This is a genomic window from Streptomyces sp. TRM49041 (assembly GCF_008271805.1).
In the GTDB taxonomy this organism is placed as follows: domain Bacteria; phylum Actinomycetota; class Actinomycetes; order Streptomycetales; family Streptomycetaceae; genus Streptomyces.
The window spans coordinates 158563-179569 of the sequence record NZ_VSRY01000158.1 but is presented as its reverse complement, the minus strand read 5'-3'; the positions used below and the strand labels follow the sequence as shown (position 1 = coordinate 179569).

Sequence of the window (21007 nt, the reverse complement as noted above, 5' to 3'; positions counted from 1 at the left end):
CCGGCCGGGCCAAGCGCTGAGAACTACGAGGAGAAACCCAGCGTGAACAAGCAAAGCACAGCCATCGCGACCGGCGTAATCAAGCGCGTCGTGGCGCGTGGTCAGCTCCGGGCGGTGGCCTACGCCCGCGTCTCCACCGAGGACCAGGCCAAGGGATACGGCGTCCAGTACTCGACCAAGAAGATCCTGCGCCACATCGAGCGCAAGGGCTGGCGGCACGTCGGCACCTTCCGTGACGAGGGCACCAGCGGCAGTCTTGAGGCGCACCAGCGCGAAGACCTCAACAAGTTGATGGAGCTGGCCCGGGAGAAGCCCAAGCCCTTCGACATCGTCGTTGTGAACGAGGGCCGCGCCATCGGGCGCACGGGCCGTGCCTTCTGGCGGTGGGTCTGGGAGCTCGAAGACATGGGCATCTTCGTCGGCGTCGTCCAGGACGACTACGACAACACCACGGTCGAGGGCCGCAAGAAGATGCGCCGTGACGCCGACTACGCCGAGACCGAGTGGGAGACCATCCGCCAGCGCACCCAAGGCGGCTTGCAGGAGAAGGCCGAGGAGGGCGGTTGGGTCGGTGGTCCCCCGCCGTACGGCTACGAAATCGAGGACCAGGGCAAGAAGGGCCTTTCCCGCCTCATCCAGTGCGCCGCTGAGGTCAAGGTGTTGCGCCGCGCCCGTGAGTTGCTGGTCGAGTTCCGCCTGAACATGCGCCAGACCGCCGCGCGCCTGAACGCCGAGGGTCTGTTCACCCGCTCCGGCAAGCCTTGGTCGCATCAGAACCTGCGCGCCCGGCTGATGTCCATGGCCGTCCTCGAAGCTGCCTTCATCTTCCGCAACACCAAGGTGAAGAACGGCCGGGGGCCGAAGCTCGACCAAAACGGGCAGCCGCTCTACGGCGAGACCGTTCGTATCCAGCTTGACCCGATCTTCACGCCGGATGAGGTGGCCGACCTGAAGGCAGCTGTCGGCGAACCCTCCGGTAAGCCCAAGGGTCAGGCCGGGGTCTACCCGCTGTCGCGCCGAGTACACGCCCAGTGCGGCAAGCACTACATCGGCGGCAAGCGGCACAAGGGCCCGGGGCGCTGGTACCGCTGCAAAGGCCGGACGGAGGAGTACGCCCACGCGCCGACGTGCGACGACCCGCAGATCCCGGCGGCTGAGCTTGAGGCCGCCGTGTGGGCCGAGGTCGTCACGCTGCTGGGCGACCCGTACCAGCTCAAGGCGATGGCGGCTGAGTGGGTCGGCATGGCCGACACCGACCAGGACGCACAGCGCGCCCGGGTGGCCGACTTGAACCAGCAGGTGGCCGACCGCGAGAAGGCCATGACCGAGACGCTGACCACCTACGTTCGGCTGAACGTGCCCGCGTCCACGATTGAGGAGGTCGTCAAGACGCTGACCGACGAGCTGGAGCAGCTCAAGGAGATGCGCGACGAGGCGAAGCGGTGGATGGAGGAGACCGAGGCGGCCGAGCAGCGCGCAGACGACCTTGCCGCCCTCGCTGAGCTGGCACGCACCCGGCTGGCCGACATGACGCCTGAGGAACAGGGCGAAATCCTCGCGCTGCTGGACGTGCGCGTCACGGTCACGGGTCCGATGCCCGAGCGCAAGACCAACAAGGGGTGCACCCTCACCAAGTGGTTCAACGACTCCGGCCGACTGGTGCCACCGCCGTTCAGTGACGAGACCTGGGCCAAGGTCGAGCCGATCGTGCGCGCGTGGGAGCCGCCGAACCATCGGCTGATCGACGGCCGGGCGATCGTGGACGGCATCCTGTTCAAGGCGCGTACCGGGTGCGGCTGGCACAGCATCGAGGTACCCGAGGGCGTCAACTGGAAGACCGTGCACACCCGGTTCAACCGCTGGCGGGCCAACGGCGTGTGGGACGAGATCATGAAGGCCGTCCCCAACGAGGGCACGCTTCCGGCGGGGATGCCCGTGCTGCCGCCGCTCAAGATCGAGGGGCGCGTGGACCCGCGCATCCTGCCTATCCGGCACGAGGGCGGGGGTCCGGAAACTCCTATGGTCGCGTCCGGCGACGCCCTGTGCGTTCCTGGCAACCACGAGAACAAGCTGCGCCGCTGGCTGGCGGGCCGCAACGTCCAGCACACGCACGGCCTGGCCGAGACGATCGAGCAGCTGGAGCGGGAGGACGAGGCGTTCCGGCAGCGGGTGCGGGACTTCGTCGGCGGGCTCGTCAGCCACTACGTGCTCGACGAGGGCCGGCTGGTCGTGTGCCACGCCGGTCTGCCGTAGAAGTACCACGGCCGCACGTCCGGCCGGGTCCGCCCGCACGCCCTGTACGGGGACACGACGGGCGAGACCGACGAGTTCGGGCTGCCCGTGCGCTACCGGCGCGGTGGCCGCCCTTGAGGCTGCCGCGACGCGCGGGGTCGACGTGGGCGGGCTGCTGGAGCGGCAGCGCGAACGGGCCGCCGACGCCGCCGCGTTCACCGACGCCTACCGCCGCTACTGCTGGCCCACCGACGGGCTGGACGGGGTGCGCCTCGCGCCCTTCCAGGTCCTCGCCGCGCGCGGCCGCAGCCTGGCCGGGCTGCCGCACGACGAGCAGCTGGCCCTGATCGACCGTCTCGTGGAGGCCGACCCGACGGATCTCCTCCGGACGACACGCCGCCTGTTCGTCGACACCGGCGACGAGGCGTCGGTCCGGGCGGGCACCGACTGGTGGCTGGAGCTCACCGCCAGGGGCGGCGAGGGCATGGTCGTCAAGCCCGTGGAGGCCCTGGCCCGGGACGCCCAGGGGCGGCTGGTCCAGCCGGGCATCAAGTGCCGGGGGCGCGAGTACCTGCGGATCATCTACGGCCCCGAGTACACCCGCCCGGAGAACCTCCGGCGCCTCCGCTCGCGCTCCCTCGCCCACAAGCGCTCACTCGCCATCCGCGAGTACGCCCTGGGCCTGGAAGCCCTGGACCGCCTGACCACCGACGAACCCCTGTGGCGCGTCCACGAGGCGGTCTTCGCGGTCCTGTCCCTGGAGTCGGAACCGGTCGACCCGCGCCTGTAGGTCACCCGGCCTGGCCCGGCGGGCGGCGCGCCGCGGCACGCGCGCACCGCTCGCCGGGTGAGCCGGGTGAGCCGGGTGAGCCGGGTGGCAAGGCTCGGACCGGTTCCGGAGAAAGCATGTCGCTCTGAGGCCGCCCGCCACCACCCGGCGGTCACGACCCCGCCGCCGAGTCCGCCGGGCCCACCACTTCCACCCGCTCGGGGTGTGTCTCACCGGTCGTCCGTTCCCGGCCCGTTCGATCCGGGCCGGAGTCATCGGCTGCCTGGCCGTCCGCGCCGGGACGGTCCGCGCCGCTCACCCGATACCCGTCCGGGCCGTACCCCTCCGCCGGCTCACGGCCCGCTCTCTCCGGCTCCGCCCCGCCGTTCGGCGCTCCGGGGGATCTCGCGCGGTCGCGGACCGCGAGCCGGCGGAGCATGACCCCGACGTGGTCGCTGGACTCGTCGGCGGCGTCGATCGCCTCGATGCACTGCCAGTACAGCCCCTCCTCGTCGGTGGCACAGGCCACTCCGACGAGCGCGATCCCCACCTCGCCGAGCAGCGCGCCCAGCACCAGCAACGTGCCCCGCATGTCGCCGACTTCCGTCAGCCGTGCCGCTCGCGCCCCGGTGCGCCGCGCCGGGTGGTCCGGGCCCGCGACGCCGCGCCCACCGGTCTCGCTGAGCGCTCGCGCCTCACCTCTCAACTCCTGAGGCCCACAGAGCGCCAGATGGCCGCCGATCGCCTGGGCGAGGCACTGCGCCTGCCAGGCGGCCGCCATGATGTCGGGCACAGCCCGGCTCTCCGCGAGGTCTCGCCTGCTGATCGCGACGAGTCGTTCCGCATCCATGTACGCCGCCCCCGTTCGTACGACTTTCCGCTCACTGACTCACTACCCAGAGTGAAGCTGTCCGAGCATAAAAGCCAGGGGAATTCGGAAATCTGTGGACACGAAGCTCAGTGTGCATAAGTCGATCACTCCGCAGAGTGACGATCGCTCCGTGCGGACCGCCCGGGCGGCCGTCCCACCGGGAAGCGCAGCTCGTTCCTGTCGATCTTGGCGGAGAGCGCCGCGAGCGGATCGACACCCAGCACCCCGCAGAACTGGAGGAGATAGGCGAGCACGTCGGCGACCTCGTCGGCCACCCGGTGGGCGGTCTCCGGGTCCTCCATGACCCGGTCCGCCTCCTCCGGGGTCAACCACTGGAAGATCTCCAGCAGTTCGGCCGCCTCGACGCTCAGCGCCGCCGCGAGGTTCTTCGGGGTGTGATACGGCTGCCATGCGCGCGACGCGGCGAACTCGGCCAGCCTGCGCTGCAGTCCCTGTACATCCAGTTCGGTCACGGCGTCAGGTCTACCACCGCCGCGCCCTGACACTCGCGCGCGGCCCCCGCCCCGGTCTCCCCCACCGCGCCGATGAGCCGCATATGGCCGTCAGCGCAGATCTCCGCGGCCAGGGAGGTCAGTTCCCGGGCCTGCCGGACGTCCAGGTCCCGGTCGAAGCCGTCCGCGACGACGGTGAGCGCCTGCATCGGGCCCGGCACCTCGGCAGCCTGGTCCACTGCCAGCACCCGCGGGCCGGTCAACAGCACCAGGGCCAGCGCCAGATACCGCAGCTCGCCGTCCCCGAGCCGCCCCAGCGGCGTGCCCACCACCCGTTCCCCGCCCCGCTCCGCAACACCCCCCGCAGAGCCGCGCCTCACCGGAACGGTCCGCTCCAGCGTGCCCCGCACCGTGCCGTCCGGCAGCAGCTCGGCGTCCAGGCCCCGCACCGCGCCGGCGCACCCCGCCCGTGCCATCGCCGTCAGCCGCGCGTGCCGCCGCGTGCAGTCGGCGCGCGTGCGGTACAGCACCTCGGCGAGGTTGTCGCAGCCGCGCCGCAACCGCCCCTCGCCGGGGGCCACGGGCTGCCGCATCAGGTACGGCCGCGGGTCGCACGGGAACACGGAGCGCAGCGCCAGCAGCGTCTGCTCGGCGGCGGCCAGCACCCGCAGCTGTCCGTCGTCCTTGCCCGCGACACGCAGTGGCAGCAGGGCAGTGGCCAGCCGGTCGTCGGGCAGCGGCGCGCGGGTGACCGGCGCGGGCCCGGCCGTGCACCACTCGGCGTGCACGGACCGCCGCGCCGGGTCGCGCAGGGCCGTGGCCAGCAGGGTGCGCCCGTCACCGCCCGTCAGCCGCTCGCCGACCACCCGCAGTCGAGGCTCGGCCTGTACGGCGAGGTCGAGCCGTACAGGGCCGGCCGGGCCGTCGGTCGTACAGCCGATACGGAAGCCCCGCCGACCCTGCGCGTCCGCCGAGGCGCTCTCCGGCACACATCCGGACGGGTCGGGGAACACCTTGCCGAGCGCCGCGCCCGCGCCGAGTCCGGCCAGCGCCTCGTACGCCTGGAGCGCGGCGGACTTGCCGCTGCCGCTCGCCCCGGCGAACAGCGTCAGCGGACGGATCGGGAACACCGCCCCGCGGTGCGACCTGAAGCCGGAGAGCCGCAGCTCCGTGACGACCGGGCGGGCGGCCGCGCGCTCGTCGCCGACGGCCTCGTCGGAGCGGCGCACACCGCGGAACGGGCGCATGGGGCGGGCGGCGCGCACGGCGCGTAAGGCGTCGCGCGTGGCGTCACGCGTGGTGTTGTCGCGTGTGGTGGGGTCCATGGTCGGCCACCGTACGAGGGCGCGCCGAGCTGAACCGTTCCGCCCGAACAGACTTCCTACGAATGAGCTAAGCGCGCGGGTCGACGGAGCCCGCGGCGGACGTCACGCGTGACCGGAAGCCGGCGGACGGGTGACGGCTCACGAGGATGCGTGACGCCTCACGAGTGAGGTACGGCCGCGGCGGCCGCGCCCTCGACCTCCGTACCGGCCGGGGCGAGGAGGAACACGTTCCGGTCGACCCGGTGCATGGCGCTGCCCAGGCCGAAGACGACACCGCTGCTGAAGTCCAGGATGCGCTTGGCGACTTCGGTGTCGGCGCTGGTGAGGTCCAGGAGCACCGGGACCTGTGCGACCAGGTACGCGGCGACCTCGCGTGCGTCCGCGAAGACCTGGACCCGCAGCACGACCATGCGGCGCTGGGCCGCCGCCTCGGACTCCTGGGGGATCGTGCGGTGATCGACCCTGGACGGCCACTCGTCGCGTCCCCGCAGCGGGACCACCTGCGCGAGGCCCTCCCACTGCTCGTCGGTGACGTCGTACCTCTCGTACCTACTCATGCGTCCATACTCGCGCCCCTCACCCGTTCGGCCCAACTCCGACACGGGCTGTGTCCGACTCAGCTGATGTCGAACAGCGGTCCGGTGATGGTCAGTCCGAGGTCACTGCCCGCGTACGAGAAGAAGGCCAGCAGCATGAGTGCGGCGCCGCCGAGCGCGCAGTCCTTGAGGAAGTGCGTCATCTCCCCCTGGCGGTCGTCGGGCGGGGACTTCCAGAAGGCGTGCATCAGTACCGCGGTCGGGAAGAGGAACACTGCCAGCAGCAGCGCGCCCAGATCCGCCCAGACGCCCAGCAGCACGCTGAGCGCGCCGGCGAGGAGCACCAGGCCGGAGACGACGGTGGCGGGGGTGGCGGCCGGAAGGCCCCGGCTCGCGGCGTAGGAGGCCATGTACGAGGTCTTCGTCAGGTGGTTGACGGCGGACCCGAGAAAGAGCAGGGAGAAGAAGATGCGTCCGATCAGTACGAGGGTGTCCATCATGTCCTCCGGCTCGATGAGCGGTTCTCGATGAGCGGTTGCGATTCGAGAGCGGTTGGAGGCGGACCACCCTCCACCAGGGTACGTCCGGCGCCGCCCGCCCGGCCGCCCGTCCGCCCGTACGTACGTGCCAGGTGTGCGAGGCGTGCGCTGGCGCTTCGTGGGGCTTCTGAGAGGCTGGAGGAATGACGGGAATCGGCGGGGCGAAGCGGTCCGCCGGGCACCGGTCGGTTGCCAAGCCGGACGCGGTGTTCGACCGCGACGAGGCATGGGACGCGCTGGTCGCGTTCGCCGGTGGCCCCGGGCCGCCGGGACCGCGGCTCGGGGTGGTCTCGGGGCGGCTGCGGCAGGGCAAGACGTATCTGCTGGAGGCGCTCACCAAGGCCCTGGGCGGCTTTCTCTTCACCGCCGACGAGGCGGTCGAGGCCGAGTCGCTGCGGCGGCTGGGCGAGCGGCTGGCGCAGCACACGGGCCGTGCGGAGGCCGTGCCGCTGCGGACCTGGGCGGAGGCCGTGGACGCGCTGCTGGCGCTGGGCGCCCAGGAGCCGGTGCCGGTCGTCATCGACGAGTTCCCGCATCTTGTACGGCAGAGTCCCGCCCTGCCGGCGGCGCTGCACACGGCGTTCCGGCGGCTGGCCGACCGGGCCGAGGACAACCGGACGCGGCTGCTGCTGAGCGGCAGCTCGCACCCCGTGATGCGGCGGCTGTTCCGCGGGCCTTCGCCGCTGAAGGGGCTGGTGGAGCTGGACCTGGAGGTCCGGCCGTTCGGGTTCCGGGAGGCGGCGCGCTTCTGGGGCGTCGACGACCCGCGGCTGGCGCTGCGGGTGCACGCGGTGGTGGGCGGGACGCCCGCGTACCGGCGCGCGTATGTGGGCGACCGGGCGCCGGGCGGGCCCGAGGACTTCGACGCGTGGGTGTGCGAGGCGGTCCTCGAGCCGCGGAAGCCGCTCTTCCACGAGGCGGCACGGCTGGTGCACGAGGAGACGGACCACTGGGACCGGGCCCTGTGCCACTCCGTGCTGGAGGCCGTCGCGCTCGGCGCGGCCACGTCGGGTGAGGTCGCCGGGCGCGTGAGCGCGTCGCTCGCCGATGTGTCGCACGCGCTGGGGGTGCTCCAGGACTGCGAGCTGCTGACCGGCGAAGCGGACGCGCTGCGTCCGCACCTGACGCGGCTTCGGGTGACGGAGCAGCTGCTGGCGTTCGAGCACGCCGTCGTACGGCCGCACCGCGCGGCCCTGGAGGCCGAGGAGAACAGCGCGGCCGGGATCTGGGCGCAGGCGCGGCCGGTGTTCGAGGCGAGGGTCGCGAGCGGGCAGTTCGCCGAGGTGTGCCGCACGTGGGTACGGGAGCACACCGCCCCCGACACCTTCGGCTCGGACCGCGTGCGCGTGGGACACGGTTCGCTGCCGGTACGCGACGTCCCGGACGCCGAGGTCGTGGTGCGCGGCCAAGGCGGCGACGGCCGCCCGGGCCGCCTGCTGTCCGTGGGCCTCGCGCGCTGGGGCGAGGTCATGGACCTCCACCACCTGGAACGGCTGCGCCGCCTGCTGGAGGTACTGGCGGAGCACGGCGAGGACGTCGGCCGCGCCGTCCCGGCGTGCTACAGCGGCGCGGGCTTCGGCCCGGCCCTCCGTACGGCGGAGGCGGAGGGCGCGGTCATCCTGGTGGGCGCGGACCGGCTGTACCGGGGCGGGTAGGGGCGGCGTACGGGAACGGACCGGGGTGCTGCGCGGGGCGCGGCGCGGTGACGGTTCAGGTGCGGTCGCCCCAGCGGGGCGGTTCCTGGCCGCCGGGGCGGAAGGACATCATCCAGGTGACGGTGCGGCTGACGTCCGAGGACGTGACCAGTCCCACCAGGCGGCCCGACTCGACGACCAGGACACGGTGGTCGGCGCCGGGCTCCATGCGCGGGAGCAGGTCCGCCAGGGGGTCGTCCGGGGCGACGACCGTCACCTCGGACAGCGGGACCATCACCTCGCCGACCCGTACTGCCCTCCGTCGGTCCTCCGGGACGGCACGGGCGCGGTCCAGGGTCATCAGGCCCGCCGGGTGGCCGTACGCGTCGAGGGCCGGGAACGCCGAGTGGCGGTAGCGGTAGTGCGGATCGGCCAGGAAGTCCGCCACGGTCATCGTGTCCGGGGCGGTGACCGGGTCGGGCGTCATGGCCTGCCGCACCGGCACGCCCGCGAGGACGCCGCGCAGCTGGGCCTGCCGCCCCTCGGCGGTCGCGGCGGCCACCAGGAACCAGCCGATCAGCGCCAGCCAGAGGCCCCCGAACGCCCCCGTGCGCAGGAACAGCAGCAGGCCCAGCAGCACCAGCAGCCACCCGAACACGCGGCCCGCCGTCGTCGCCCCGGCGGTCGCCCGAAGCCGGTCCCCCGTCCGCCACCACAGCAGCGCCCGCAGCAGCCGCCCGCCGTCCAGCGGTGCGGCCGGTACGGCGTTGAAGACGGCCAGCAGGATGTTGATGGCCGCGAGCCAGACCACCGCCTCGGTCAGCAGCTCGGGCGCGGACACCACGCTGAGCAGCCATGCGGCCAGCGAGAACACCCCGCCCAGCAGCAGGCTCACCAGCGGCCCGACCCCCGCGATCCGCAGCTCCGCGCCTGGGCTCGCCGCCTCCGACTGCAGTCGCGCCGCCCCGCCGAGCAGCCAGAGCACGATGTCGTCGACCTGGATGCCGTGCCGGCGGGCGACCACGGCGTGGGCCAGCTCGTGGGCGAGGAGGGACAGGAAGAACACGACGGCGGTGACCAGCCCGGCCGTCCAGTACAGAGCCGTGGCGTAACCAGGGTGGGCCGCCGGGAAGCGGCCCTGCGCGAGGCCCCATACGATGAGAGCAAAGATGAAGAGGACGCTCCAGTGGACCCCGACGCGGACCTGGGCGATGCGTCCGATGGTGAGACTCGCCCGCACAGCTTCCACCTTCCTCGTCGTCAGCTCCCATGGTGCGCGCTCCCGGCGCGCAGGGCATCCGCAAGGGGCGGGGCAGGAGGCGACATGCGGTTCACGGATCGTGAGACCGCGGGACGGCGGCTGGCCGAGGCCGTGCTGCGGCTGCGCCCGGACGACCCCGTCGTGCTCGGGCTGCCGCGCGGCGGGGTCCCGGTGGCCCACCGGGTGGCCGAGGCGCTCGGAGCGCCCCTGGACGTCCTCGTCGTACGGAAACTGGGCGTGCCGTCCCAGCCCGAGCTGGGGTTCGGGGCGATCGGCGAGGGCGGCGTACGGGTCCTGAACGACTCCGTCGTACGGGCCGCCCGGGTCGGCGAACGGGACCTGGAACGGGTGGAGCGGGCCGAGCGGGCGACGCTGGAGCAGCGGCTGAGAAGGTACCGGGGCGAGCGGCCGGGAGTGCCCCTCGCGGGGCGCACCGCCGTGCTGGTCGACGACGGCATCGCCACCGGATCGACCGCCCTTGCGGCCTGCCGGGTGGCACGGGCGCACGGCGCGGCCCGGGTGGTGGTGGCCGTACCGGTGGCCCCGCCGGACGCGCTGGCGCTGCTGCGGCAGGAGGCGGACGACGTGGTGTGCCTGGCGTCACCGGACTGGTTCGGGTCGGTGGGCCAGTGGTACGACGACTTCGCACAGACGAGTGACGGGGAGGTCGCCGAGCTGCTGGCCCGGCACGGCCCGACGAGGCGGGAGAGCAGCCGCGGGGCAGGCCCGGGCGTAGGGCTGGGAACGGACCCGGCCGGCGAGCCCGGAAGCTCCCCGGCCGCCGGGCCGGGCGGCCCGGGGAGCGGGCTCCAGGGCGGCACCGGCGGTGCGGAGAGGTCCGCCGTCATCGAGGTCGACGGCGTCCGGCTCGACGGTGACCTGATGCTGCCCGAGGGCGCGCCCGGGGTCGTGGTGTTCGCGCACGGCAGCGGCAGCGGTCGGCGCAGCCCTCGCAACCGGGCCGTCGCGCGGGCCCTGAACCGGCAGGGCCTCGGCACGCTGCTGTTCGACCTGCTCACCGAGACCGAGGGCCAGGACCGGGCGCGGGTCTTCGACATCCCGCTCCTGGGGCGGCGCCTCGCCGGTGCCACGGACTGGCTGCGCCGTACGCACGCCCCGCCGGTCTGCTACTTCGGCGCCAGTACGGGCGCGGCGGCGGCGCTGACGGCCGCGGCGGAGCCGGACGCGGACATCGCGGCGATCGTCAGCCGCGGCGGCCGGCCGGACCTCGCCGGGCCGCGGCTCGCCGACGTACGGGCGCCCACGCTGCTGATCGTCGGTGGTGCCGACGCGCAGGTGCTGCCGCTCAACCGGGAGGCCGCGGCGCGGCTGCGCTGCGAGCACGCGGTCGAGGTGGTGCCCGGTGCCACGCACCTGTTCGAGGAGCCGGGTGCCATGGAACAGGTCGAGGAGCTGGCGACCGCCTGGTTCCTGAACCATCTGCGACCGGTGGCCGCGTCGTCGGGTGCGGACCGGCGATGAGGGCCGTTGGGCCCCTGTGCGCGGCTCCCGGCAGGCCCCACAGTGGAGAGGGGGGGAGTCGAAGCGAATGTTCCGGTGTCGACCGCCTGGGAGGCCGTCATGAGGCAGCACGTGCGGCACGTGCTGGAGGACAGCGCCGCCGGGAACCCTGTCCCGGATCCTGCGCAGGACGAGGTTCCCCGGCAGGACAGCCCTCCGGCGGAGGACGTACCGGTGCTGGAGCAGGCCGTGGGGGACGTGATGCGTACGTCGGTCGTCGCCGTCGCGGCCGGTGAGACGGTGCTCGTCGCCTGGGAGCTGCTCGAACGCTCGCGGGCGCGGCACCTGCCCGTGGTCCTGCCCGACGGCCGCTGCGCCGGGGTACTGGACCGGGCGGAGGTCGCGGTCGTGTGCGCGGCGCCCGCGGTGTCGCTGTCCCGGCGGCACGCGGGCGATCTGCTGCGCCGCAGGTGTGCGGTCGTCCACCTGAGGGACTCGGTGCGCAGGGCGGTGGACGTCATGGACGCCAACAGCTGTGACGCGCTGCCGGTGGTGGAGGACGGCGGGCGGCTCGTGGGCCTGCTCACGGCGGCGGACGTCGTGTCCGTCCTGGCCGGGCGCCCGGTCGAGGTACTCGCGGGCGCGGGCCCGCGCCCGCCCTGGCCGTTCCCGGCCATGCCCGGGCTGCCACCCCGCGGCGAGGACGGCCGGGTGACGCCGGTGCCGTGACGACGGTGCCGTGACGGTGCCGTGACGACGTGGAGGAGGCGAGTGCGGTGACGGACGAAGCAGGCCGGCAGAGGCAGCGGGAGACGCCCGCGAAGGCACCTGACACACCCGACGCACCGGACACGTCCGACGTGTCCCGCGCGCCCGCCGCTCCCCACGGGGCCGACTCGCCCGCCAAGCCGGCCAAGCCCGACCCGCCGGGTGGCCGGCTGCCGGCTCACACCGGTACGCGCACCGGGCCGCCGCGGGGCCGCGGGCCGCGGCGGAGCCCGGAGGACCGGCCCGTACGGACCATTCGGGTGCCCGGGCTCTTCGGGTGACCCCGGGACCGGCCGTCAGACCGTGACGGGACCCGCGTCAGACCGTGAAGGGGCGCTGCGTCAGGAACGCCTCGGCCGGGTGGCCGGAGACGTGCAGGTTCGGGCTCTGGCTGGGGGGCATGCGGCCGACGATCGCGCGGTGGAAGGCGCGGTGCCCGCCCCGGAAGGCGCCCTTGTCCCAGACGTCCAGCAGCGTCCCCGTGAACTTGCCGTTCACGCGCCCGTCGGCGGCCAGCTGGTTGTCCTGGCACGCGGAGATCAGCACCGCGTCCGCCGCTCCCCGGCCGTTTCCCCTGCGCCCGAGCTCCCGCTGGAGCTCCTGGTAGAACCCCTTGTCCCGCTGGTAGATGGCGCCCTGCCGGTCGACCGGCATGAGGCGTGACACCGTCTCGATCGCGTCGCGGTCCTCGGTGCCGAACTGTTCGCGCAGCGCCTCGGGGGTCAGTACGTCCCGCACCTCGATGCCGGTGCCGCTGTGGCAGCAGTCGAGCAGGGCCAGGATGCGCACGCCCTCCGCGAAGCGGGCGAGTTCGCGGTTCAGCTCGTCGTCCAGGAACTCCCGGTCGTACAGGACGAGCGTCTCGTCCAGCGCGTCCGGCTCCTCGTCGCCGCCGGTCTCGTCGGGGACCTGCCCGCCGTGCCCGGAGTACGTGAGGAGCAGGGCGTCGCCGCTGTGCAGCCGTTTCGCGGCCTCGCGCAACTCGGCGGTGACGTTGTCGACCGTGCCGTCGGCGGTGAGCAGGACCGTGTCGGAGAATCCGGCGTCCTTCGCCAGGGCTGCCATGTCACGGGCGTCGTTCTCGCAGGCGAGCAGTCGCCCGTCCCAGCCGTCGTACCGGGCGGGGTCGACGGTGTTGAGTCCGATGTGCAGGGAAAGGCCGGTTGCCATGGGGGTCTGGTCTCCTCGCGCTGGGGGGATGGCGTGTGGGGGTGCCCGGGGTCCGTGCGGCCGCGTGGGGCGTGGGGCGTAGGCGTGGGGCGTGGCGTGCCGGTTCGGGATGTCGGCGCCCGATGCATTCCATGCGCGGCGCCGGGTCAACCGCGCACCGGCGGACGGCGACCGCAAATCCCCCTGAACGGGTCCGTCGTGCGTCCGCCGGGTCTCCCCGGCAGCCCCGTGCGCTGATGGGGTGGCGTGCTCCGCCGTGCCGTTGGGCGTGCACCCCCGCGCGGTACCAGTCAGATCATGATCTCTTCCGATTCTTCGGAGGGCCGGGACGACGCGCTGGCCGACCGCGCGGGCTACGACGAGGGCTTTCTGGGCACGGCCGTGCCGCTGCCGCGCCTCACGACACCCGGCGTCGAGACGGTCGTCCTGCCGTACACGCACTTCAGCGTGCTCCTGCGCCCCGACCGGCGGCTCGCCGCGGCGACCGCCGTGGGCATCGACGGCGAGCAACTGGTCCAGGACGTGCCCCGCACCGACGCCTGGCGGCTGGACCCGCGCGTGTCCGAGGACTGGCAGACCGGTCCTGAGGTGTACCGCGACAACTCCCTGGACCGCGGCCATCTGGTCCGCCGCCTCGACCCGGTGTGGGGCGCGGTGGCGATGGCGGTCCGCGCCGACGGCGACACCTTCCACTACACGAACGCCGCCCCGCAGGCCGATGTGTTCAACCAGGGCAAGCAGATCTGGCAGGGCCTGGAGAACTACCTCCTCGACCACGCCGCGCGCTACGACCGCCGTCTGACGGTGCTCACCGGGCCCGTACTGCACGACTCGGACCCGCCGTACCGGGGCGTGCAGGTGCCGCTGCGTTTCTGGAAGGTGGCCGTCTTCGTCCGGGACGGGACACTCGCGGCGACGGCGTACGTCCTCGACCAGAGCCCCGACCTGACGCGCGACGCGGACCGGGCGCTGGCCGGGGCGGTGCCGGGCGGGCCGCCGCCGCTCGGCGCGTTCCGGACGTACCAGGTGCCGGTGGCGGACGTGGTCCTGCTCACCGGCCTGGACCTGGGCTCGCTGCCCGCCGCCGACGTGATGCCCCCGGCACGCGCCCCGGAGGTTCGTTGGCGGCTCCTCGACGCACCCGACGAGACCCTGTTGGGCATCTGAGGCGTGGGAGGCGCGATGCGACCCCGGATCGTGTACGTGCACGGGAGCGGCCCCAAGCAACGCGCCGAGCTGCTCCGGTCGCAGTGGGACCGGGCGCTGTTCGGGCGCGACGTGGGCGACACGTCGCAGCTGGCGTACTGGGCCCCGGTCCTGCACCCGGAGCCGCTGCCCGACACCTTCCCGGACCCCCTGGAGGGACGGCCCAGGGCGGTCGCGGCGGCCGAGGCCGAGGACGAGGCGGAGACCCCGGCACACCCGCTCCTGGAGGACCCGGCGCAGTTCGTGGCCCGCACGGCCGCTGAGGCGAAGGCGGTGCGCGGGGCCGCAGGCGAATCCGTCCGGGACCGGGCCGGGGGTGCCGTGCTCGGCGGGTGGCTGCGGGACATGACGTACCTCGCCGAAGCCCTCGCCCTGGCCGAGGAGCCTCACCCCGGGCGCGGTGAGGAGCCCCTGCCTCGGGCCCTGCCGCTCCCCCGGCCCGCCCGTACGGCGATGTTCCGGCTCCTGGTCAGGCATATCTTCGAGGACGTCCACGCGTACTTCTTCGGCGGCGCGGGACCGGCCGTGCGGCAGGTCGTGTCGGACGCCCTGGACGCCACCGAGGCCGCCCGCGAGCGGGACGGCGGAGGGCCGCTCGTGGTCGTCGGCCACAGCCTCGGCAGCGTCGTCGCGTACGAGGTGCTGGCCGCCCGGAACACGAGGGTCGACCTCTTCGTCACCCTCGGCTCACCGCTCGCCGTGACCGAGGTGCGGGACTGCCTGGCCGCGCCGCCCGCCGTGCCGGACGGTACGGCGCTGTGGCTCAACGCCTCCGACGCGCGCGATCTCGTGGCGCTGGACCACACGCTGCGGCCCGAGTACGCCCCGCCCGGACGGATCACCGACCTGCTCGTCTCCAACGGCAGCGCGAACCACCACGGCATCGCCGAGTACCTGGCCGACCCGCTCGTCCAGGAGCCGGTACGCCGTGTGTTCAGCCGAATTGCATGAGCGCGAACCGGGTGTGACCATGACGAAAGAGGGCCGGAAGGGGGGCTCCGAAGGACCGGGAGAGTGACCGGCGGGACGGTGACGACCGGGCAGGCAGGTGCGGTATGCCGTTGGAGACGCCCGAATGGGACAGGGTCGCCGTGTGGGCACAGGAGTACCTGCTCGACTCCGTCGACCCGCGTGCCCAGCTGGGGCAGGCCGGCTTCTCCGCGGAGTTCGTCGGCACCCTCCCGCTGACGTCCGTCAGCGCGCACAACGCCCACGTCCTCGTCCTGGCCTGCCGCAGAACCATCGGACGGCAGGTGGATCTCCTGCGGGCGCTGGTCGTGGAGGACCGGCTGCGGAACCTGCCGGACGTGCGGGACGCCCAGGAGTATCTGGACCGGCTGGAGAAGGACGCCGAGGCGCACCGCTCGCAGGACGTGTTCCGCGCGTCCCTGCTGCGCGGCGGCTCCGAGGTGTTCCTCGACCGCGAGGACCTGCGCGAGACGCTGCGGACGTTCGTGCGGGACACCCACAAGTCCGTGCTGCTCGTCGACGGCGAACCGGCCAGCGGCCGCTCGTACACCTACTCCTTCATCCGGCACATCGGGCAGCACCACGGGTTCCGCCCCGCCCGGATCATGCTCGGCCCGACCACCACGGCCGGCAAGGTGGTCCGGCGCCTCGCCACGTTCGTCTCCGACCCGCACGCCGGGATCGCGCCGCCCGTGCCCACGGACCTCAACGATCTGCTGCCCACGCTCGACGAGGCGGTGCACTCGGTGGTCCGCCACGCGACCGGCGCCGAGGACGTCTTCTGGTTCGTGCTGGACGACTGCGACCGGCTCGACCCGGGCTCGGACGTCTGGGACCTCATCAGCCAACTGGCCCTCGCCATCTTCGAGCAGGAGCCCCTGCACCGTGAGCAGGCGCCGCGTCTGGTGCTCCTCGGCTACGGCCCGTCGATGCGTCAGCTCCCGCACGACCTGCGGCACAGCCTGTCCTGGGACCGGGCGCGGATCGCCGGGGCCGACGACATACGGGCCTTCTTCGACCGGTACGTCCACGAGCGGCCGCCGGCCTCGCTGGCCGGACTGGCGGCGGAGGAGCGGGAGGAGGCGCTGGCGGGGCTCGCCGAGGTGGCCGTGGAGGAGGTGCTGGCCGCGATCGGCGACAGCGGAAGCGGCCGGGGCGACGGCGACACTTATATGCGGCGGCTGTGCACGGCCGTGGAGGGAGCGGTCCGCGTCTACCCCTCCGAGGAGGTCCCCGGCCCCGCTTCCGGCCCCGCTTCCGAGCACGCCCCCGGCCACGCTTCCGGCCCTGTGCCCGGCCACGCCCCCGGCCACGCGGCCGACCACGCCGGTCCGCGCGAGCTGTTCCGCGTACGGCTGCGGCAGGAGCTGCGGCCCTCGGCCGGGCCCGCCGACGCCGTGTCCGGGGCGCGGCGCGGATACCGTCAGGCGGCCTGCCTGCTCACCTCGTTCGACCCGAAGAAGCTGCGGCTGCCGGGCGAGCGGGAGCCGACCGGGCGGGCTGTCACGGAACTGGCCGCGGACTGTACGGCGACAGGCATGGCGGACCGGATGGAGTGGGCGCTGACGCCGGAGGTGCGGGAGGAGGCGCTGCGCTCCCTCGCGGGGCCGGAGGAGGCGCTGCGGGTGCTGGAGCACAACATCGGCGCGTCCCCCGAGGAGCAGGGACCGGAGCGGGTTTGCCTGAACGGGCTGCGGGGCGAGGCTCCGCACACCTCGGGCGCGGACACGGAGGAGCTGTCCGACATCCTCCAGGCCGTGCTCTGGCTGTCGCTGGTCCCGGGTATGAGCGGGCAGCCGGACCCCGGCGCCGTACGGCACGAACTGGAGCTCGCCAGGATCCTGCAGCCGCTGGAACGCCTCGTACAGGCGCCGTTCGTGGGGCGGGAGGAACAGCTGGCGGAGCTGCGCCGGTACCTGGGCGACTCGGCGGGCGGCACGGCGGCCGGGCGCGCCGCGGCGCCGCCGGTGGTGGTGCACGGCCCGGGCGGCATGGGCAAGAGCACTCTGCTGGCCCACTTCCTGCTGGACAGCCTCCGGACCGGGGAGGGCGGGAACGAGTGCGGCGGCGTGCGGACCTTCCCGTTCCCCTTCACGTACATCGACTTCGAACGGCCCACGCTGTCCGTCCACGAGCCGGTCACGCTGGTCGCGGAGACGGCCCGCCAGCTGGGCATCCAGTACCCGGCCTTCCGCGCCGAGCTGGACGCGCTCGCCGACGAGTGCCAGGAGGCGGCGCGCGGCCAGCGGGCGGACGAGGAGCGGGTCATCGAGCTCAACCGGCTGGCCGCGACCCGCGCGGGGCCCGGCCGCCTGTCGTCGCAGCAGTTCCTGGTCATGGCCAGCGAGCGCGAGAGCGCACTGTTCCGGCGGGTGGGCGAGGTGCTGCGGCGCGCCGTGGCCCCCGGCGACCCGCCGTTCGTGGTGGTCATCGACTCGTTCGAGGAGGCCCAGGACCGCGGGTCCCCGGCGCTCGGCCGGATCTGGGCGGCCTTCCTGGCGCTGCACGAGGTCTACCCGCGGCTGCGGGTGGTCATCTCGGGCCGTGCCCCGGTCGGGCACCCGGCGGCCGGGGCCCTGCCGAGGGAGATCGAGCTGCACGACCTCGATCCCGAGGCATCCGTGGCGCTGTTGCTCTCCAGCGGGGTCGCCGACCCGGAGCTGGCGCGGGTGCTGGCCGAGCGGGTCGGCGGGCATCCGCTCAGCCTGCGGCTCGCGGCGCGGGCGGCCGCGCTGGCCGGGGGTGACGCGGCGTCCCTGCGGGAGCTGATCGGCAGTCTGCCCGCGCGCCGGCGGGACTTCTTCCGCCGCGTCGACCAGATGCTGGTGCAGGGCATCCTGTACGAGCGGATCCTCCAGCACATCCCGGACGCGGATGTGCGGCGGCTGGCCCACGCCGGTCTGGTGCTGCGGCTGATCACCCCGGAGGTCGTCCGGGAGGTACTGGCCGGGCCGTGCGGTGTCGCCGTGCCGGGGCCCGAGAAGGCGCGGCGGCTGTTCGACGCCCTGTCCAGGCTGGATTTGGTGGAACCGGCGGCGGGTCCGGAGTCCGTCCGGGTCCGGTCGGACGTACGGGCCATCATGCTGCGGCTGGCCGACCGCGACCCTGCCTCGGTCTCGGACGAGGTGGAGCGGAGTGCCGTGGCGTACTACGCGGGACGCGACGGTCTCCAGGCGCGGGCCGAGGAGATCTACCACCGGCTGCGGCTGGACGAGGATCCGCGCACCGTGGAGGGGCGTTGGCTGCCGGGCGTCGAGCGGCTGCTGGCCGGGGCGCAGGACGAGCTGAGCCCGCGGGCGGCCGCGCTGCTGACCGCGCACCGGCACGGCGAGCGGGCTTCGGACCTGGTGATGGCGGAGGCCGACCAGGAGGACTGGGAGCGGATCGCCGCGCGCGAGGTGGAGGACCTGCTCGCGCAGGGCTTCACCGAGGAGGCGCTGGCCCGCCTCGCCGAGCGGCGCCCGTGGACCCCCTGCAGCCCCCTGCACGCGCTGCTGGCGGAGGCACTGAGCCGGGCGGGGCGGCTCGCCGAGGCGCGGCGGGTGGCATCGGACGCGATCGAGCCCGCGCTCCTCTCCCGGTGCGCGGAGCGGGAACTGGAGCTGCTTCTGCTGTCGGCGCGGCTCTCGGAGGAGGACGGCGACCTGGACAGCGCCGACCGTGACCTGCGGCTCGCGGAGGACGTGGCGATCGGGCTCGGCCAGGACCTGGAGGCGATGGGCGCCCTGCTGGCGAGGGCCCGGCTCGACGGCAGCGCCGAGGTGCCCGACCGGGAGGCGGACACGCGGCTGGCGCGGCGGCTTCGGCAGGTGCCGGACGCCGTACTGGCCGATCAGCCCTTGCTTGTACGGGCGGTGGCGTCCCAGGTGTACACGCTGGACGCGCGCGCCCTGGACCACGCCGTGGACCTGGTGGGCCTGCCGGAGGGCGACGAGGTCCTGGAGACCCTGGGCGAGGCACTGCGACGCGCGGTCGTCCAGGACCAGGCGCTGCTACGGCCCCTGATGGGCATCCTGCAGAGGGCGGCGGGCGCGGGTGACACCACCGCACGGCCGGCCGGCCCGGTGGGCCGCGACGTGCCGCCGCCACCTGTGCCGGCACCGGGGACGCGAACGACCGCGGGCGACGGGGCCGCGCCCGGGCCGTCCGCCCCGGTGACCGGACCGACCGGCCGGTCGGCGGCACGGGCCGCCGAAACCCCGACAGGCGCGGGGCGTCCCGCCGAAGGCCCGCCGCCCGGCCCCCCGACCACCGCTGAGGGCTTCGGCGTGGCACCGCCCGCGCCGGCCCCGGCAGGGCCGGGCGCCGGAGCCGAGCCCGCCGAGCCCGCCGAGCGCCTGCGTCTGCCCCGGTCCGCGCCTCCTCCCGGCGCCACGCCGCCTCCCGGCCCCGCGTCCCGTGTCGGCGCCACGCCGCTGCGGCCGAGCCCGCCGCCTCCGCCGGCCACGCCCGCGTCCCTATCGGCGCCGGTGCCGCCCACGCCGTCCGGTTCGCCGTCGGACGTCACCGGGATTCTGCGGCTGGCGCGTGAGCGCGGCACGCTGGACGACCTGGCGCGGCGGCTGCTGGTACTGCGCGACGAGAGCGGCGAGATCGCGGCCGGGGTGGCCGCCGCCCTGCGGGCCGGAGGCGAAGGCGGTGAGGTCGGGTGACCGGGTTTCTGTCGCAGGAGGAGCTCCTGGCCGTACGGGACGCGGCCATGGACAGCGGGCTGGCCGACCCGTCGATGCGGCCGCTGCTCTTCGACGGGGTCCTGCCCCGCTACCGGGGCACCCTGCCGCTGCTGCCCGCGCCGGGCCGGCAGGTGCACGCCGACCTGGTCGCCATGAACCGCGTCGAGCGGCTCGTCGACGGGTCGGTCCCGCTGGAGATCTGGCTGCGGAACGCGGTCGCACAGACCACCGAGTCGGCGCCGATGGCCGTGTTCCAGCAGGCGTTGGACGATGTGGCACGGGACGCGGGCGGCGAGCCGGACGTACTGGCGGGCCGGCCGCTGCCGGAGATCAAGGAGGAGATCGTCCACCGGGACGACACCGTGCCCTTCGCGTTCCTGCGGGGCGGGGACATGGCGGGAGCGGCCGTGGCGAGGGTCAAGGTGCCGCCGTACGAGGGCGGGGAGCCGCTCCAGCCCAACGGCTTCCCGCACTCGGGCACCGGCTGGCTGGTCGCGCCGGACCTGCTGGTCACCAACCACCACGTCGTCAACGCCCGTACGGGCTCCGGCGGTACGCGCGCCCTGGCCGGGCCGGACGACCTGCTGCTCCAGGCCCGGGGGGCGCGGGCGCGGTTCGACTACGAGAGCGACGACACCGAGACGGATGAGGCGGCCGTACGCGAGCTGGTCGCCGCCGACCAGGAGCTGGACTACGCGCTGCTGCGGCTCGCGGTGGCGCCCGCGCGGCCGGTGCTGCGGCTGGCGGGGCGGGCGCTGCGGGTCGCGGCGGGCGACGTGGTGGCCGTCAACATCATCCAGCACCCCGGCGGGGCGCCGAAGCGGGTCGCCCTCCGCAACAACCTGGTCTTCGAGGCGGACGACCGCGATCTGCGCTACTTCACCGACACACGCGGGGGTTCGTCCGGTTCGCCGGTCCTGACGGACGACTGGAAGGTGGTGGGGCTGCACCGGGGCACGCGCCGCGTCGAGAACGTGTCGTTCCAGGGCAGGAGCACGGCGTTCGTGAACGTCGGCACGCAGATGACGGCCGTCATGGGCCATCTCGCGGAGCACAGCCCGGAGGTGCACGCGGAGATCGAGGCGGCGCAGCGCGGCTGAGGCACGGCTCAGGGACGGTATCCGAGCAGCAGGCAGGCCGA

Annotated in this window: 13 protein-coding genes and 3 pseudogenes; 9 read left to right on the top strand and 7 right to left on the bottom strand. The window is 74.1% G+C overall.

Annotated elements, in window-relative coordinates; translation table 11 throughout:
- Positions 1 to 42: 42 nt before the first annotated feature.
- Positions 43 to 1833, top strand: a pseudogene (locus FVS66_RS36270) (recombinase family protein); the annotation flags it as partial.
- A 171-nt stretch (positions 1834 to 2004) separates the two neighbouring features.
- Positions 2005 to 3022 (top strand): annotated as a pseudogene (locus FVS66_RS26470) (hypothetical protein); the annotation flags it as partial.
- A gap of 361 nt (positions 3023 to 3383) precedes the next feature.
- Here FVS66_RS26470 and FVS66_RS26465 read toward each other — a convergent pair.
- From FVS66_RS26465 to FVS66_RS26445, 5 genes and pseudogenes are all read right to left on the bottom strand, one after another.
- Positions 3384 to 3851 (bottom strand): annotated as a pseudogene (locus FVS66_RS26465) (DUF6099 family protein); the annotation flags it as partial.
- A gap of 125 nt (positions 3852 to 3976) precedes the next feature.
- Positions 3977 to 4345, bottom strand: a complete 369-nt coding sequence (locus tag FVS66_RS26460; protein ID WP_149183733.1) for a nucleotide pyrophosphohydrolase — start codon at positions 4343 to 4345, stop codon at positions 3977 to 3979.
- Positions 4342 to 5649 (bottom strand): AAA family ATPase, encoded by a 1308-nt coding sequence (locus FVS66_RS26455; RefSeq protein ID WP_399226354.1) that lies wholly within the window; start codon positions 5647 to 5649, stop codon positions 4342 to 4344. The genes FVS66_RS26460 and FVS66_RS26455 overlap by 4 nt, the downstream gene beginning before the upstream one ends.
- 158 nt (positions 5650 to 5807) lie before the next feature.
- Positions 5808 to 6206 (bottom strand): cell division protein SepF, encoded by a 399-nt coding sequence (locus tag FVS66_RS26450; protein WP_149183732.1) that lies wholly within the window; start codon positions 6204 to 6206, stop codon positions 5808 to 5810.
- Positions 6207 to 6265: 59 nt separating this feature from the next.
- Positions 6266 to 6682 (bottom strand): DoxX family protein, encoded by a 417-nt coding sequence (locus tag FVS66_RS26445; RefSeq protein WP_149183754.1) that lies wholly within the window; start codon positions 6680 to 6682, stop codon positions 6266 to 6268.
- Positions 6683 to 6867: 185 nt separating this feature from the next.
- On the opposite strand from FVS66_RS26445, the gene FVS66_RS26440 reads away from it, so the two are divergent.
- A complete protein-coding gene (locus FVS66_RS26440; protein WP_149183731.1) occupies positions 6868 to 8379 on the top strand; it encodes an ArsR family transcriptional regulator in 1512 nt (503 codons plus the stop codon).
- A 55-nt stretch (positions 8380 to 8434) separates the two neighbouring features.
- Here the strand turns inward: FVS66_RS26440 and FVS66_RS26435 are convergent, their stop codons facing one another.
- Complete coding sequence (locus FVS66_RS26435) at positions 8435 to 9598, bottom strand: site-2 protease family protein (RefSeq protein ID WP_149183730.1); 1164 nt, start codon at positions 9596 to 9598, stop codon at positions 8435 to 8437.
- An 84-nt stretch (positions 9599 to 9682) separates the two neighbouring features.
- Between FVS66_RS26435 and FVS66_RS26430 the strand changes: the two genes are divergently transcribed.
- Together FVS66_RS26430 and FVS66_RS26425 are read left to right on the top strand one after the other, a co-directional pair.
- On the top strand, positions 9683 to 11101 hold the full coding sequence (locus FVS66_RS26430) for a phosphoribosyltransferase family protein (protein ID WP_149183729.1): 1419 nt from the start codon (positions 9683 to 9685) through the stop codon (positions 11099 to 11101).
- 99 nt (positions 11102 to 11200) lie between these two features.
- On the top strand, positions 11201 to 11809 hold the full coding sequence (locus tag FVS66_RS26425; RefSeq protein WP_149183728.1) for an HPP family protein: 609 nt from the start codon (positions 11201 to 11203) through the stop codon (positions 11807 to 11809).
- Between the two features lie 357 nt (positions 11810 to 12166).
- Here FVS66_RS26425 and FVS66_RS26420 read toward each other — a convergent pair whose 3' ends face one another.
- Entirely contained in the window at positions 12167 to 13018 is an 852-nt protein-coding gene (locus FVS66_RS26420; RefSeq protein WP_149183727.1) for a caspase family protein, read from the bottom strand.
- Between the two features lie 297 nt (positions 13019 to 13315).
- Here FVS66_RS26420 and FVS66_RS26415 point away from each other — a divergent pair, with 297 nt between their 5' ends.
- The 4 genes from FVS66_RS26415 (at position 13316) to FVS66_RS26400 (ending at position 20966) form a co-directional block, all read left to right on the top strand.
- Positions 13316 to 14185, top strand: coding sequence for a DNA/RNA non-specific endonuclease (locus FVS66_RS26415; protein ID WP_187645704.1), 870 nt, complete (start codon positions 13316 to 13318; stop codon positions 14183 to 14185).
- A gap of 15 nt (positions 14186 to 14200) precedes the next feature.
- On the top strand, positions 14201 to 15175 hold the full coding sequence (locus FVS66_RS26410; protein WP_149183726.1) for a serine aminopeptidase domain-containing protein: 975 nt from the start codon (positions 14201 to 14203) through the stop codon (positions 15173 to 15175).
- 104 nt (positions 15176 to 15279) lie between these two features.
- Entirely contained in the window at positions 15280 to 19845 is a 4566-nt protein-coding gene (locus tag FVS66_RS26405) for an ATP-binding protein (protein ID WP_262387221.1), read from the top strand.
- A complete protein-coding gene (locus tag FVS66_RS26400; RefSeq protein ID WP_222946985.1) occupies positions 19842 to 20966 on the top strand; it encodes a trypsin-like peptidase domain-containing protein in 1125 nt (374 codons plus the stop codon). The genes FVS66_RS26405 and FVS66_RS26400 overlap by 4 nt, the downstream gene beginning before the upstream one ends.
- The last annotated feature ends 41 nt before the right edge of the window (positions 20967 to 21007 follow it).

Bases quoted from the DNA above. Each gene is read 5' to 3' on its own strand.
- FVS66_RS26455 (WP_399226354.1), bottom strand. From the start codon at position 5,649: ATGGACCCCACCACACGCGACAACACCACGCGTGACGCCACGCGCGAC.
- FVS66_RS26450 (WP_149183732.1), bottom strand. From the start codon at position 6,206: ATGAGTAGGTACGAGAGGTACGACGTCACCGACGAGCAGTGGGAGGGC.
- FVS66_RS26445 (WP_149183754.1), bottom strand. From the start codon at position 6,682: ATGGACACCCTCGTACTGATCGGACGCATCTTCTTCTCCCTGCTCTTT.
- FVS66_RS26440 (WP_149183731.1), top strand. From the start codon at position 6,868: ATGACGGGAATCGGCGGGGCGAAGCGGTCCGCCGGGCACCGGTCGGTT.
- FVS66_RS26430 (WP_149183729.1), top strand. From the start codon at position 9,683: ATGCGGTTCACGGATCGTGAGACCGCGGGACGGCGGCTGGCCGAGGCC.
- FVS66_RS26425 (WP_149183728.1), top strand. From the start codon at position 11,201: ATGAGGCAGCACGTGCGGCACGTGCTGGAGGACAGCGCCGCCGGGAAC.
- FVS66_RS26420 (WP_149183727.1), bottom strand. From the start codon at position 13,018: ATGGCAACCGGCCTTTCCCTGCACATCGGACTCAACACCGTCGACCCC.
- FVS66_RS26415 (WP_187645704.1), top strand. From the start codon at position 13,316: ATGATCTCTTCCGATTCTTCGGAGGGCCGGGACGACGCGCTGGCCGAC.
- FVS66_RS26410 (WP_149183726.1), top strand. From the start codon at position 14,201: ATGCGACCCCGGATCGTGTACGTGCACGGGAGCGGCCCCAAGCAACGC.
- FVS66_RS26405 (WP_262387221.1), top strand. From the start codon at position 15,280: ATGCCGTTGGAGACGCCCGAATGGGACAGGGTCGCCGTGTGGGCACAG.